Origin of the sequence: Yimella sp. cx-51 (assembly GCF_017654605.1) — a bacterium.
Lineage (GTDB): Bacteria > Actinomycetota > Actinomycetes > Actinomycetales > Dermatophilaceae > Yimella.
Genome location: NZ_CP072113.1, coordinates 550,467 through 564,803, shown reverse-complemented (window position 1 = coordinate 564,803; position 14,337 = coordinate 550,467). Strand labels below are relative to the sequence as shown.

Below are 14,337 nucleotides of genomic sequence, written 5' to 3'. Positions count from 1 at the left end.
CCGCGGGTCGACCGATTCGCGAACACTGCTCACGGCGTCCGCGACGTGTGCACTCACCGACCGGTGAACGTGGGCACCTCGCGCGCCAAGGACGCCTCGATGCCTGCCGCAGCGTCGGCGGTCGTCATCAGGCGGGCCTGCTCGGCCACCTCGCGGGCCAACGCATCGTCCAGTCCGGCGAGCAGATCAGCCCGCAACGTCGATCGGATCGAACGGACGGCCAACGGCGCGGACGCCGCAATCTCCCCCGCCAGTGCCAGTGCTTCGTCCCGCTCCGCCCCTTCCGCCGCCAGCCGGTCGACCAGTCCGATACGCAGCGCTTCTTCGCCGCGCACGGAGTGGCCGCCGTAGAGCATGGAGGCAGCATGCTGCTGACCCACGATGCGCGGCAGCGTCAGCGAGGTGGCGAAGCCCTGGTGAATGCCGAGCCGGGCGAAGTTGGCCTGGAAGCGCGCCCGCGGGGTGGCCACCCGGAAGTCGGCAGCGCACGCCAGACCGAGTCCGCCGCCGACCGCGGCTCCCTGCACCGCCGCGATGACCGGCACCGGCAGCGCGAAGATGCGCTTACCCGCTTCGTACAGCGCGCCGATCGCTCCGGCCGGATCAGCCTGGATCTGCCCGGCCGAGAAGTCGGCTCCGGCGCAGAAGTGACGCCCCTGGGACGCAAGGACAATCACCCGGGCGCCGTCGCTCGCGGCGGCCTCACCGGCGTCCGCGATCGACACCAACAGGTCGCGATCGAAGTGGTTGGCCGGCGGCCGGCTCCACTCGATCAGCGCGACATGATCTTGCACGGTGAGGGTGAGTTCGGCCATGGCGTCATCCTGCCGCACCGAATTGCAGGCAGTTGGGCTTGGCGGGTGAACGCTCTGGCGACGACGTCCGGCGACAGCGCGCCCCGGGCCAGGTTCGCAGCCTGCACCGGCCGCGCGTGTGGATCAGGCGATGCCCTACCGTGCACAGGTGAGGAAGGAACGCGACGAGGTCAGCAAGGGCACGATCTACGGGTTCGCCGCCTATCTGCTCTGGGGTGCCTTCCCGCTCTACTTCCACCAGCTGCTGCCGGCAGGCGCCTGGGAGATTCTCGTCCACCGCATCCTGTGGACGCTCGTCGTCTGCGTGGTCGGCGTTGTCGCGTTGCGCCGAACAGCGTTCATCCGCAAGCTGATTCGCGACAAGCGACGGTTTGCTCTGGTCGCCATCGCCAGCCTGCTCATCGCGACGAACTGGCTGGTCTACGTGTTCGCCGTCAACACCGGACGCACCAGTCAGGCCTCGCTGGGCTACTTCCTCAACCCGCTGGTCACCATCGCCCTCGGCGTCATCGTGCTGCGCGAGAGGCTACGTCCGTTGCAATGGATCGCCGTGGGCATCGGCGCGATCGCGTGTGTCTATCTCACGATCGAGGGCGGCACCTTCCCGTGGATCTCGATGGTGCTTGCGGGCAGCTTCGCCTCCTACGGCCTGGCCAAGAAGCGCCTTGGCGGTTCGCTCACCGCGTTCGAGAGCCTCGCCTCGGAGACCGCGATCCTGGCGCCGATCGCACTGGTTGCGCTCTTCATCCTGGCCGGACGCGGTGACACCACCTTCGGCTCCGAAGGCGTCGGCCACTCCCTGTGGCTGGCTTCGTCCGGCATCGCGACCGCCATCCCGTTGCTGCTCTTCGCCGCCGCTGCGGCACGAGTGCCCTTGGTGACGATCGGGCTGCTGCAGTTCATCACCCCGGTGCTGCAGTTGCTGTGTGCCGTTCTCTTCTTGGATGAGCATCTACCGGCCGCGCGGTGGGTCGGCTTCGGCATCGTTTGGGTGGCACTGATCGTGCTCAGCATCGACTCGATCGCGAGCGGCTCACGGTCGCGCAGGTTGGCCCGCGCAGCGACCGCTTCGACAGGCGGCTGAGCGTATTGTCGGTCGGCTGAGTCCCAGCCCCCGAGGCACCAGGTTTCGACGCGCTCGACTTCATTCCTGAGTCGAGCGGCTCAACCAGCGGAAGGTGTTCAGGCTCAACGCGGCTCAGGCGCCGAGCACCTTGTCGAGGTAGGGGTTGGCGAAGGTGCGCTGCGGGTCGAGGCGGTCACGCACGGCCACGAAGTCGTCGAACTTCGGGTACACCCGGCGCAGTTCATCCGCTGAGAGGTCGTGCATCTTGCCCCAGTGCGGACGCGCTTCATAGTCGCGCAGGATGTTCCAGAACGCCGCGAAGTACTCCTCGTGCGGTCGATCGACGTACTGGTGCACCGCGATGTACGCAGACTCACGCTCGTAGGAGGTCGACATCCACACGTCGTCCGGGCCGGTGAAACGCACCTCCACCGGGAAGGCGGTGGCGCACGGGTTGGCGCGGTGCCAGGCGTCCAGCCGCTCCAAGACCTCAACCACATCAGCGCGTGGCACGGAAAACTCCGACTCGCGGAAACGTACGTCGCGGTCGGTGGGAAACACGATGTGCGACCAGTCGGTGTAGGTCTTGGCCGACAACGCGCGAGCACTCACCTGATTGACGGCAGCGGTCGCCCGGGGCACTCGCGTGACGAACTTGTTGAGCGCGCCGTACAGCTTGTTGGAGAGCAGGTCGTTCTCCAGACGGTCCTTCCAGGCCGGCATGGGCGCGCGGCGCGACTCGTCGCGGTGCCGTTCGTTCGTCTTCATCAACACGCGATCGGTGTCGGGAAACCAGAAGAACTCGAAGTGGTCGTTGCCGTCGACGTGGTCGTCGATGTGCGCCAGGACGTCGGGCAGGGCCGCGGGCTTCTCGGCGGCGGTCAGCAAATAGCGCGGCTCGCACTGGTACTCGATCGCGGTCACCACACCGAGCGCGCCGAGCGACAAGGCCACCGCAGGTAGGAGTTCGGCGTTCTCGCCGTCGGTCACCCGCATCAGCGAACCGTCGGCCAGCACCAGCTCGACGCCGCGCACCATGCCTGAGAAGCCGGTCAGGCCGATGCCGGTGCCGTGGGTGCCGGTGGACGTCGCACCCGACAAGGTCTGCCGGTCGTAGTCGCCCTGGTTGGCAAGGCCCAGCCCGGCTCCGTGCAGCAGCTTCACGCCGTCGGCCAACCGCGTGCCGGCGCGCACCCAGGCTCGACCGGTGTGCGGATCAGCCGAGATGAGCCCACAAATGTGGTCCATCCGCAGCTGGACATCGACCGGCTGACCGATGGCGGTGAACGAGTGCGAGGCACCGATCGGCTTGACCTTGCGGCCGGCTTGCGACGCTTCGGCAACGACCTGCTGGATGTGCTCGACATCGCGCACGGTCACGATCTCGACGTCGGCCCGAGTCGTGCCCGACCAGTTGCTCCACTCAGCCAAAGTTCTTCCCCTCACCGCGATAGGTGGGGATGCGATCGACCACCTCGCCGTTGCTCACCAACTGCACCTCGTTGAACCGTTCGCACATCTCGCCGGCCTTGGCATGCCGGAACCACACCAGGTCACCCAGGCCGAGCGAACGGGCGCCCGGGCCGCGCAACGGGCTCTGCACCTCACCGGCGCCCTCGAGCGTGAAGTACTTCAGCTGCGGCGGGTGGGTGGGCTCGGGGAGTCGCGACTTGTCGGCTTGACCCGAGGCGAGGTAGCCCCCACTGAAGGTGACCACGACGTCCTCGGCCGGCTTTCGGGTGACCGGCGATGCGAAGAACGCAGCGGGCTTGACCCGCAGGTCGTCGAATCCGTCGAAACTGGTGGGTGCGAAGAGTCCGGAGCCGGCTGCGAGTTCGGTGACCGTCGGATCGAGATGTGTGGTGTGCAGACTTCCGGTGCCGCCGCCGTTGACGAACTCCACCGGACCGAACTCCTCGACCGCCGCGCGCACCTGGCCGCGCCGAGTGGCCAACTGGTCGTTGGAGAGCTTCTTGACCAGCCGCATCCCGAACCGATCGTCCGGCACTCCCGCGACGTGCGCCTCGTAGAACATCATCCCGACCAGGCGCACAGCTGCAGTCTGCGTGATGTGCGCGGCCAGAGCGGTAGCACTCTCGGCATCATTCACCCGTGACCGGTGTGCGCCGATGGCCACAGGGCCCAGGCGGAAGGAGCAGTCGACGTCGATCGCCACGCGGCGCTCGAACGGCCCGTCCACGGACGCGAGGAGGTCGACGTGCTCGGGCAGATCGACCATGAATGTGATCTGCTCGGCCAACCGCTGGTCTGCCGCGATGCGGGCGATACCCTCCCGGTCGACCGTCGGATAAGCGATCACGACATCGTCGACGCCCTGCTCGACCAGCCAGATGGCTTCGCTCAGGGAGTAGCCGAGGACGCCGTGGTAGCCGGGCATCGCGAGCACCCGCTCGAGGAGGCCACGCACCCGCACCGACTTGGACGCCAGACGGATCGGAAGCCCGCCGGCGCGACGCTGCATCGAAGCAGCGTTCTCGTCGAGCAGGTCCAGATCGACGACGGCGGTGGGCGCCGATGCGGAGACCAGGGCGCGAAATGCGCTGGTCAAGACTGCGCCGGGCTCATCACCGAGATCGCAGCGGCAAAAGCAAGTGCGTAGCCGTCGAGCACCTCGAGCGCCTTCTCGTCGTCACCATCAGCAATCCACGCCAGCGCCACGCCGTCGGTCACCGAAACGATCATGCGGGCGATCGTCTCCGTCGGCAGCGGCAGGACGCTGGCTTGTCCCTGCAGGTGCTCCTCGATGAAGTGTTCGACCGTGGCGAACGAACGACGGAACATCATGCGAGCCAGATCCGGGCCCGGGTCGTCCTGGCGCACCAAGTGGTTGACCAGCTCGTAGATCAGTCGCTGGCGGTCACGGTTGCCGCCGGCCTCGGTCCAGTACGCGCGGAAGGCGGCGCGGATCGTTCCGTAGAGGTCGTCCGGTTCGACTCCGGTGAGGTCGACATTCAACTGCGGCTGCGACACCGATTCGACCACTGCCTCGAGCAACGCTCGCTTGGAGCCGAAGCAGTAGTGAACCGTGCCGAGTGAAACACCGGCTTCTGCCGCAATGCGGCGGACCGTCGCGGCTTCCAATCCTTCATCGAGGGAGACGCGAATCGCCGCCTCGACCAGCTCAGCGCGGCGTACAGCCGCTGGAGTTCGTGGCATGAGCTCCTCCCCCGTCGGATTACTTGAACAAACGTACAGTTCTTGTCAAATATCCAAAGAACTATCTCAGATGTCATTCCACATACTGGGTGACGGTACCCATACTCAGAGTGAGCGAGATGCCACCGAATCAGGCAATTCGCGCAGGACGCTCAGCGCATCGCTCTCGCCCAGAGGCTCCAGCAGGGCTCGCGCCTGTGCCGCAACGGCGAGGGTGCGCTGACGAGCACGCTCCAGCGCCGGATGCCGCCGCAGCAACGCCAACGCCTCCGCGTGTTCGTCCGGATCTGTGATCGGCTTGCTGATCAACGCCTGCAAGCGCGCGTCGGCCGGGTCGGTGGACGCGAGGGCGTAGAGCACCGGGAGCGTGCGCACGCCTTCGCGCAGATCGGTGCCCGGCTCCTTACCGGAGACATCGGAGCTGATGTCGAGCACGTCGTCGGCCAATTGGAAGACCATGCCGACCAGTTCGCCGTACTGACGCATCGCTTCGACGACCGCCGGCTGGGCACCGCCGAACATCGCGCCATAACGCGCCGCGGTGGCGATCAACGAGCCGGTCTTGTCGGCCAGCACACCCAGGTAGTGCTCCATCGGGTCGGCATCGCCCGGCGACTGCCGGTCGTCCTCGATCTGACCGGTGCACAACCGGACGAAGGTCTCGGCCTGGATCAGGACAGCCTCGGGGCCGAGCCCGGCCACGATCGCCGAGGCCTTGCCGAAGAGCAGGTCGCCGACCAGGATCGCCGTCGAGTTGCCGTAGCGCGCGTTGGCGCTAGTGACGCCGCGACGCAGGTCGGCCTCGTCCATCACGTCGTCGTGGTAGAGCGAGGCCAGGTGGGTGAGTTCGACCCCCACCGCGGCGTCGATCACCTGCGGGTTGGTGCCGCCCGCCACCTCGGCGGCGAGCAAGGTCAGCAGCGGACGGAACCGCTTACCGCCGGCGTCCACCAGGTGGGTGGACGCCTCGGCGATGAACGGATCGTCGTGCCTGACGACCTCACGCAACCGGGCATCGACGGCGGCCAGGCCGTCGACCAAGCGCTCGGTGAGTGCCTCGGACGCGCCGGGCACCCCGATTGCAGCGGTGGCGATGCTCATCTCAGCGCAGGAACTGCGAGGCGTGGCCTGCGATGTCGAGCAGCGGCGCGGGCATCACACCGAGCGCGAGCGTCATCGCTGCGCCCACGGCGATCGCCACTCCGCTCAGTGGCGACGGAATCGCCACTTGGACGCCGTCGGCCGGCTCGGAGAAGAACATCAGCACGATCACGCGGGCGTACGCGAAGGCGGTGATGATCGAGACCACCAGCGCGACGACGACCAGCCAGACCGGGCCGAACTTCACCACAGGGGCGAAGAGGACGAACTTGCTCGTGAAACCTGCGGTCAGCGGGATACCGGCGAACGACAGCATCAGGAAGCCGAACACGCCAGCGACGACGGGGTGTGTCTTGCCCAGGCCCGCCCATTCGGACAGGTGGGTCGCCTCGACTCCCGACTTGCGCACCAGTGCCACCAGGGCGAAGGCGGTGATGGTCGAGACACCGTAGGCAGCGACGTAGAACTGCAGCCCGGCCACCGTCTGACGGTCGAGTGCCGTGAGCGCCAGCAGCAAGAAGCCCGCGTGCGAGATCGAGCTGTAGGCCAGCAGACGCTTGATGTCGGTCTGGGTCACCGTCATCACCGCGCCGACGACCATCGTCAGCAACGAGACGACGATCATGATCGGCTGCCAGGTCCAGCGCATGCCCTCGAAGGCGACGTAGAAGACGCGCAGCAGAGCGCCGAAGGCAGCAGCCTTCGTGCAGGCAGCCATGAAGCCCGAGACCGGCGTCGGAGCGCCCTGGTAGACGTCCGGCGTCCACGAGTGGAAGGGCACCGCACCGACCTTGAACAGCAGGCCGACCGCGATCAGGATGATGCCGAACACCAGGACGGAGTCTTGTCCGCCGACGGTGCCGACCGCGCCGGCGATGGCGCCGAGGTCGAGCGAACCGGCGAAGCCGAAGATCATCGCCGCACCGAACAGGAAGAACGCCGAACCGAAGGCGCCGAGCAGGAAGTACTTCAGCGCGGCTTCCTGCGAGAGCAGGCGGCGACGGCGGGCGAGGCCGGTCAGGATGTAGAGCGGCAGCGAGAGCACCTCGAGCGCGACGAACATCGTGAGCAGGTTGTTGGACGCGGGGAACATCATCATGCCCGCGACCGAGAAGAGCGTCAGCGGGAAGACCTCGGTGGTGGTGGCACCCAGACGCTCGGCCTTGGCCTCGTACGGCGAGCCCGGCACCGAGGCACCCGCCTGGGTGAAGGTGTCGGGACCGTCGGAGTTGAACCGCTCGGCCATCACGAGCACGGCGAGGATCGACAGCGCCAGGATCGTGCCCTGCATCATCAACGCCGGGCCGTCGATCGCCAGTGCGCGACCGGCGGTGATGCCCTGGTGGTCGCGCGAGATCGTGACCAGCAGGACGAGCGCGGTTACCAGACCGAGCAGCGTCACCACCAGTTGGCTCGCGTAGCGCACCGCACGTGGTGCGAACGCCTCGATCAGCACTCCGACCAACGCCGCACCGAAGACGACGAACGTCGGCAGCAGGGCCGAGTACGTGATCTGCGCCTGCGTGAAGGTAGTGGGCCCCATTACTTGGCGCTCCCGTCAACGGCCGCACCCTCGGTGGGAGCGGGGTCGGTCACCCCGACGTGCTGCATGGTCTGCGTCACGGCGGGCTTCAACATGTCCAGTGCCGGCTTGGGGTAGACACCGAGGCCGATCAGGAAGGCCAGCAGCACACCGGCGACGACCTTCTCGCGTCCGTCGAGGTCAGGGATGGCGGAGAACCGCTCCCCTTCCGGCTTGGGTCCGGTCATCACGTTCTTGTACATCAGCAGGATGTAGATCGCAGCCAGGATGACGGCCAGCGCACCGATCGTCGCGGCGAGCCAGTACTTGGGGAAGGTACCCACCATCACCAGGAACTCCGAGACGAAGGCGTTCAGGCCCGGCAGCGCCAGACCGGACAGGCCCGCGATCAGGAACACACCGGCGAGCACCGGGGTGACCCGCTGCCAACCGCCGTAGTCGGCGATCTTGCGGCTACCGCCGCGCGCCACCAGGAAGCCGGCGAACAGGAACAACGCACCGGTGGTGAAACCGTGGTTGATCATGTAGAGGTTCGCGCCGATCTGGGACGTGCTGGTCATCGCGAAGATGCCCATGACGATGAAGCCGAAGTGGCTGACCGAGGTGTAGGCGATCAGGCGCATCATGTCGGTCTGGCCGATCGCGACCAGCGCACCGTAGATGATCGAGATCACCGCGAGTGTGATGACCACCGGTGTCGCCCACTTGGACGCACCGGGGAAGAGCTCGAGGCAGAAGCGGATCATTCCGTAGGTGCCGACCTTGTCGAGCACACCGACGAGCAGGACGGCAACGGCCGGCTTGGACTCGGACGCGGCGTCCGGCAGCCAGGTGTGCACCGGCACCATCGGGGCCTTCACCGCGAAGGCGATGAAGAATCCGACGAAGAGCCACTTCTGCGTCGACAGCGGGATGTCTGCGCCCACCAGGTTGCTCACCAGGAAGCCGTGCTCGCCGCCCGGGCCGGCCTGGTAGAGACCGATCACCGCCGCGAGCATGATCAGGCCGCCCAGCAGCGAGAAGATCAGGAACTTCACCGCGGCGTACTGGCGGCGCGGGCCACCGAACTGACCGATCAGGAAGTAGACCGGGATCAGCATCGCCTCGAAGAAGACGTAGAACAGGAAGACGTCCGTGGCCGCGAAGACACCGACCATGAAGGTGGCCAGCACCAGCAGCAGCGCGTAGTACGACTTCTGGCGACCGGCGCTCTCGTCGTCGACGTCCTTCCAGGCCGCCAGGATCGAGACCGGCACGAGCACCAGGCTCATCAGGATCAGCGCGAGCGAGATGCCGTCGACACCGAGCGCGTACGAAACCCCGAACTGCTTGATCCAGGTGTGGGTCTCGGTGAGCTGGAACTGACCGTCCGTGCCACCGGTCTTGAACTGGGTCGCGGCGGCGATGCCGAGGCCCAGCGTAACCAGCGAGAACACCAGCGCGATGATCCGCGCCGAGGCAGCGGCCGCTTTGGGCAGCGCCGCAATGACGATGGCGCCGACCAGCGGCACGAGGCCGATCGTCGTCAACCAGGGGTAGTTGGACATCACTGGATCACCCACAGCACACCGAGGATCGCCACGACACCGACCAACATCGTCGTCGCGTACGAGCGGACATAACCGTTCTGCAATTTCGCCAAGCGCGAGGCGCTTCCGCCCACCAGCGCGGCCAGGCCGCCTGCGGCACCGTCGACACCCTTGTTGTCGGCGAAGACCAGCGAACGGGTCAGGTGCAGACCGGGACGAGCAAAGACCGCTTCATTGATGTCGTCCTGGTAGAGGTCGCGGCGGGCCGCGCGGGTGGCGGTCGAGCCGACCGGCGGCGTCACCGGCACCTCATCGCGCCAGTACCTCATCCAGGCCAGGGCCACACCGGCAGCGACGACGATCATCGTGAGCGCCATCAGCACCGGGATGGAGAGCACGGGGTGCTCCCCCTCCGGGTGGGCGCCGACGACCGGCTCCAACCAGTGCGGGAAGTCGACGATCACCAGACCGAGGCCCAGGAACGCCGAGCCGACGGCGAGGATCATCATCGGCACGGTCATCGTCAGCGGCGACTCGTGCGGGTGGACGTCCTCGGTCCAGCGGCGCTTGCCGTGGAAGGTCATGAAGAACATCCGCGACATGTAGAACGCGGTGATTCCGGCGGCGATCAGCGTCGCACCACCGAAGACCCACGGACGCCACCCCTCACCGACGAACGCGGCTTCGATGATCTTGTCCTTGCTCCAGAAGCCGGACAGGCCGGGGAAGCCGATGATCGCCAGGAAGCCGAGGCCGAAGGTCACCCAGGTGATCTTCATGACCGTCGACAAGCCGCCGAAGCGACGCATGTCGACCTGGTCGTTCATGCCGTGCATCACCGATCCCGCACCGAGGAACATGCCGGCCTTGAAGAAGCCGTGCGTGACCAGGTGGAAGATCGCGAAGGCGTATCCGACCGGGCCGAGACCGGCGGCCAGGATCATGTAGCCGATCTGCGACATCGTCGAGGCGGCCAGCGCCTTCTTCATGTCGTCCTTGGCGCAACCGATGATCGCACCCATCATCAACGTGATCGCACCCACGATGCAGACCGCGAGGCGGGCGTCCGGGGTGGCGTCGTAGATGACATTGCTGCGCACGATCAGGTAGACGCCCGCGGTGACCATCGTCGCGGCGTGGATCAGCGCCGACACCGGGGTCGGGCCGGCCATCGCGTCACCCAGCCAGGACTGCAGCGGGAACTGCGCCGACTTACCGCAGGCGGCGACCAGCAGGAAGAGACCGATCATGGTGACCGTGCCCTTGCTGGCGCCCGCGATCGACTCATTCACGCCCACGAAGTCGACCTTGCCGAAGGCGGCGAACATCGTGAAAATGGCCAGCAACATGCCGAAGTCGCCGACACGGTTGACGATGAACGCCTTGTTGGCGGCCGTCGCGTACGCGGGGTTCCAGTTCCAGAAGCCGATGAGCAGGTAGGACGCCAGGCCCACGCCTTCCCAACCGAGGAAGAGTCCGACATAGGAGTCGGCCAGCACCAGCGTCAGCATCGCGGCGACGAACAGGTTGAGGTAGGCGAAGAACCGGCGCTTGTCCGGGTCGTGCTCCATGTAACCCAGGGAGTAGACGTGGATCAGCGAGCCGACGAAGGTGATCAGCATGACGAAGGTCAGCGAGAGCTGATCCATCAACAGGCCGAAGTCGACGTTCAGGGCGCCGGCCGGGATCCACGAGAAGAGCTTGAGGTGCTGGGCGCGCTCGTCGACCGAGGCACCGAGCATCTGCACCAGGATCAGCAGCCCGACAACGAAGGAGGCCCACGACAACACGGTGGCGATCGCCGGTCCGATCTTGTCGAGCTTGCGGCCGCCCAGCAGCAGCACCGCGGCACCCAGCAGGGGCAGCGCGATGAGCAACCAGCCCATGGCCGCTGCGCCCTCGGCCGCCTGCGCAGCCGATGTCTGGCCTGCCGCTTGCGCGGAGGTAGTGAGGAAGTTCAACTCAAGTCACCGTTCCCTTAGAACTTCAGCAAGTTCGCGTCGTCGACCGAGGCCGAGCGGCGGGCTCGGAAGATCGCCATGATGATGGCCAGACCGACCACGACCTCCGCCGCTGCGACGACCATCACGAACAGCGCGATGGCCTGACCGTCGAGCGTTCCGTGCATGCGCGCGAACGTGACGAAGGCGAGGTTGGCGGAGTTGAGCATCAACTCCACACCCATGAACACGATGATCGCGTTGCGCCGCAACAGAACCGTCGCGGAGCCGATCGCGAAAAGAATGACCGACAGGTAGACGTAGACCATGGGGCTCATCGGTCCGTGCCTCCTTCGTAACGAGTCATGTCTCCGGTCTCGCCTTCCAGTTCACGGCTCGCCGCGGTGAGCTCGCCCGTCGACATCACCTGGCCACGGGCCTGGAGCACGCGCGACACCGACTTCTCGGCGACCGTGCCGTCCGGCAGGAGAGCAGGAGTGTCGACCGCGTTGTGGCGGGCGTAGACACCCGGCACCGGCAGACCCGCGACGTCCTCGCCGCGCTTGATGCGGGCGCGCGACCAGTCGGCCTGTGATGCCTTGGGGGTCAGACGCTCGCGGTGCGCCAGCACCATCGCTCCGATGGCTGCGGTGATCAGCAGCGCCGAGGTGACTTCGAAGGTCCAGACATAGGGGCCGAAGATCAGGTCAGCCATGCCGCTGACGTTGCCCTCGTCGTTGACCTTGTCGAGGCCGGCGAAACTGCCGAACTTCGCCTTACCGACTGCGGACACACCGAGTGCCGCGAGCGCCAGCGCCAGCAGCAGACCGGCCACGCGCTGGCCCTTGATCGTCTCGACCATCGAGTCGGAACTGTCGACACCGACCAGCATGACAACGAAGAGGAACAGCATCATCACGGCGCCGGAGTAGACGAAGATCTGGATGACACCGAGGAACTCGGCGTTCTGGGTGATGTAGAAGACACCCATCGCCACCATGGTCAGCGCCATGCCCATGGCCGCGTGGACGGCCTTGCGAGCGAAGAGCAGGCCCAACGCACCGACCACCGTCAACGGGGCCAGCACGAAGAACAGCGTCGACTCGGCTCCACCGAGGTTGCTCACGGACGTCCCTCCCCTGCGTGTTGGCCGGCCGAGTGGTGCTCGACCGGAGTCTCGTCGGGGGCGTCGACATCGGTGTCGCCACCGTGCTCTTCGACCCACTGACGCTGTGCGTCGGTGGCCATGCGCACCTTGCCCTGGTAGTAGTCGCGCTCCTCCATGCCCTCGACCATCGGGTGCGGGGCAGGAAGCATGCCCGACAGCACCGGTGCCAGCAGTTGATCCTTGGTGAAGATCAGGTCGGCGCGGTTGTTGTCGGCCAGCTCGTACTCGTTGGTCATCGTGAGGGCGCGCGTGGGGCACGCCTCGATGCAGAGTCCGCAGAAGATGCAGCGCAGGTAGTTGATCTGGTAGACGCGGCCGTACCGCTCCCCCGGCGAGAAGCGCTCGCCGGCTGCGTCGTCGTTGTGCGCACCCTCGACCAGGATCGCGTCGGCCGGGCAGGCCCAGGCGCACAGTTCGCAACCGACACACTTCTCCAGACCGTCGGGGTGACGGTTGAGCTGGTGTCGACCGTGGAACCGCAGCTGCGTCGGACGCTTCTGCTCCGGGTATTCCTCGGTCTCTATCTTGCGGAACATCGTCGCGAACGTGACACCGAATCCGGCCACGGGCGCGAACAGGTCGGAGAGAAACCCGCCTCCGCCTTGGTCGTCGCTTTGCGGCTTCTTCTTCTCAGCCACGGGACTCCTCCGTATCGGTGGTGGTCGTGGTCACTCGGGCAGCGGTGAGACTCGGCGCCGGCTCCACCAGGCGTTGGCCAGGTAGCGGCGGCACGGGGTGGCCACCCGCGAACGGGTCGACCTCGTCCGGCACCTCCGGCCGCTCGGACTCCTTGCGGGCCTGCCGGGCGTCCCACGCCCACGCAGCACCCAGGACGATGAGCGCAATCAGGCTGGTGACCAGCAGCGTCGCCCGCGGGATCTCCCGGCCGGCGAACGAGATCTTCGAGTCGCCCAGGAAGCCCAGCTGCGAGGCGCGGATGAAGGCCACCGCGACGACCCACAGCAGGGTGGTCGGGATGAGCACCTTCCAGCCCAGCTTCATGAACTGGTCGTACCGGACGCGCGGCAACGAACCGCGCAGCCAGACGAACATGAACATGAATCCCCAGAGCTTGATGGTGAACCACATCAGGCCCCACCAGCCACCGTTCATGCCGAGCGCGGCGAACCCGGGGGGCGCCTGCCAGCCGCCGAGGAACAGCGTGGTGGCCAGCGCCGACACGGTGAACATGTTGACGTACTCACCCAGGAAGAACATCGCGAACTTCAGCGAGGAGTACTCGGTGTGGAAACCACCCGTGAGTTCACCCTCACCCTCGGCGAGGTCGAAGGGCAGACGGTTGGTCTCGCCGACCATGGTGATCAGGTAGACGAAGAAGGAGAAGAACGCCGGGATGATGTACCACAGGCTCTTCTGGGCGTAGACGATCTGGCTGGTCGACATCGATCCGGCGTAGAGGAAGACCGCGACCAGTGCCAGACCCATCGCGATCTCGTAGGAGATCACCTGGGCGGAGGAGCGCAGACCACCCAGCAGCGGGTAGGTCGAACCGGAGGACCATCCGGCCAGCACGAAGCCGTAGACACCGACACCGGCGACGGCGAGCACGAGCAGCACCGAGATCGGGGTGTCGGTCAACTGCAGCGGCGTGCGGTGGCCGAACAGGTGGACGTCATTGCTGAGCGGGATGATCGCGAACGACACGAAGGCCATCGCACCGGCGATCACCGGCGCCAGGATGAACATCAGCTTGTCGGCGTTCTTGGGAGTGACGTCTTCCTTCAGCGCCAGCTTCACACCGTCGGCAAGGGTCTGCAGCAGACCGAACGGACCGGTGCGGTTGGGGCCGGGACGCTGCTGCATGCGGCCGATGACGCGCCGCTCGAACCAGATGACGATCAGCGTGTTGACCAACAGGAAGACGAAGATCAGCACCGCCTTGACCAGCGACAACCACCACGGGGTGTCACTGAAGTCGGCGACCGGGTTGTCGGTCGCGGCCGAGACCGACGACGCGAACTGGGTCAGTGAACTCAC

General features: G+C 66.5%; 13 protein-coding genes. 1 reads left to right on the top strand and 12 read right to left on the bottom strand.

What is annotated here, in order from left to right; all coding sequences use genetic code 11:
- Positions 1–53: 53 nt before the first annotated feature.
- Positions 54–815, bottom strand: a complete 762-nt coding sequence (locus J5M86_RS02725) for an enoyl-CoA hydratase/isomerase family protein (protein WP_188059628.1) — start codon at positions 813–815, stop codon at positions 54–56.
- Between the two features lie 148 nt (positions 816–963).
- Between J5M86_RS02725 and rarD the strand changes: the two genes are divergently transcribed.
- Positions 964–1,899, top strand: coding sequence for an EamA family transporter RarD (rarD, locus tag J5M86_RS02720; RefSeq protein ID WP_244328448.1), 936 nt, complete (start codon positions 964–966; stop codon positions 1,897–1,899).
- Between the two features lie 114 nt (positions 1,900–2,013).
- Here the strand turns inward: rarD and J5M86_RS02715 are convergent, their stop codons facing one another.
- The 11 genes from J5M86_RS02715 to nuoH all read right to left on the bottom strand — a co-directional run bounded on the left by J5M86_RS02715 (position 2,014) and on the right by nuoH (position 14,337).
- Complete coding sequence (locus tag J5M86_RS02715) at positions 2,014–3,312, bottom strand: D-arabinono-1,4-lactone oxidase (protein ID WP_188059630.1); 1,299 nt, start codon at positions 3,310–3,312, stop codon at positions 2,014–2,016.
- Positions 3,305–4,450 (bottom strand): alanine racemase, encoded by a 1,146-nt coding sequence (locus tag J5M86_RS02710; RefSeq protein WP_244328447.1) that lies wholly within the window; start codon positions 4,448–4,450, stop codon positions 3,305–3,307. Before J5M86_RS02710 ends, J5M86_RS02715 begins: the two co-directional genes overlap by 8 nt.
- A complete protein-coding gene (locus tag J5M86_RS02705) occupies positions 4,447–5,058 on the bottom strand; it encodes a TetR/AcrR family transcriptional regulator (protein ID WP_188059631.1) in 612 nt (203 codons plus the stop codon). The genes J5M86_RS02710 and J5M86_RS02705 overlap by 4 nt, the downstream gene beginning before the upstream one ends.
- A gap of 105 nt (positions 5,059–5,163) precedes the next feature.
- Positions 5,164–6,159 (bottom strand): polyprenyl synthetase family protein, encoded by a 996-nt coding sequence (locus tag J5M86_RS02700; protein ID WP_188059632.1) that lies wholly within the window; start codon positions 6,157–6,159, stop codon positions 5,164–5,166.
- A 1-nt stretch (position 6,160) separates the two neighbouring features.
- Entirely contained in the window at positions 6,161–7,702 is a 1,542-nt protein-coding gene (gene nuoN / locus J5M86_RS02695) for an NADH-quinone oxidoreductase subunit NuoN (RefSeq protein WP_188059633.1), read from the bottom strand.
- Complete coding sequence (locus J5M86_RS02690; RefSeq protein WP_188059634.1) at positions 7,702–9,249, bottom strand: NADH-quinone oxidoreductase subunit M; 1,548 nt, start codon at positions 9,247–9,249, stop codon at positions 7,702–7,704. The genes nuoN and J5M86_RS02690 overlap by 1 nt, the downstream gene beginning before the upstream one ends.
- Entirely contained in the window at positions 9,249–11,117 is a 1,869-nt protein-coding gene (gene nuoL, locus J5M86_RS02685; RefSeq protein ID WP_188059927.1) for an NADH-quinone oxidoreductase subunit L, read from the bottom strand. The genes J5M86_RS02690 and nuoL overlap by 1 nt, the downstream gene beginning before the upstream one ends.
- 92 nt (positions 11,118–11,209) lie before the next feature.
- Entirely contained in the window at positions 11,210–11,509 is a 300-nt protein-coding gene (gene nuoK / locus J5M86_RS02680) for an NADH-quinone oxidoreductase subunit NuoK (protein WP_188059635.1), read from the bottom strand.
- On the bottom strand, positions 11,506–12,297 hold the full coding sequence (locus J5M86_RS02675; RefSeq protein WP_188059636.1) for an NADH-quinone oxidoreductase subunit J: 792 nt from the start codon (positions 12,295–12,297) through the stop codon (positions 11,506–11,508). The genes nuoK and J5M86_RS02675 overlap by 4 nt, the downstream gene beginning before the upstream one ends.
- On the bottom strand, positions 12,294–12,977 hold the full coding sequence (gene nuoI / locus J5M86_RS02670) for an NADH-quinone oxidoreductase subunit NuoI (RefSeq protein ID WP_244328446.1): 684 nt from the start codon (positions 12,975–12,977) through the stop codon (positions 12,294–12,296). Before nuoI ends, J5M86_RS02675 begins: the two co-directional genes overlap by 4 nt.
- Positions 12,970–14,337 (bottom strand): NADH-quinone oxidoreductase subunit NuoH, encoded by a 1,368-nt coding sequence (nuoH, locus tag J5M86_RS02665; RefSeq protein WP_244328445.1) that lies wholly within the window; start codon positions 14,335–14,337, stop codon positions 12,970–12,972. Before nuoH ends, nuoI begins: the two co-directional genes overlap by 8 nt.

Coding starts and splice junctions, on each gene's coding strand:
- nuoN (WP_188059633.1), bottom strand. CDS start 7,702: ATGGGGCCCACTACCTTCACGCAGGCGCAGATCACGTACTCGGCCCTG.
- J5M86_RS02690 (WP_188059634.1), bottom strand. CDS start 9,249: ATGTCCAACTACCCCTGGTTGACGACGATCGGCCTCGTGCCGCTGGTC.
- nuoL (WP_188059927.1), bottom strand. CDS start 11,117: ATGGGCTGGTTGCTCATCGCGCTGCCCCTGCTGGGTGCCGCGGTGCTG.
- J5M86_RS02725 (WP_188059628.1), bottom strand. CDS start 815: ATGGCCGAACTCACCCTCACCGTGCAAGATCATGTCGCGCTGATCGAG.
- J5M86_RS02700 (WP_188059632.1), bottom strand. CDS start 6,159: ATGAGCATCGCCACCGCTGCAATCGGGGTGCCCGGCGCGTCCGAGGCA.
- J5M86_RS02705 (WP_188059631.1), bottom strand. CDS start 5,058: ATGCCACGAACTCCAGCGGCTGTACGCCGCGCTGAGCTGGTCGAGGCG.
- nuoK (WP_188059635.1), bottom strand. CDS start 11,509: ATGAGCCCCATGGTCTACGTCTACCTGTCGGTCATTCTTTTCGCGATC.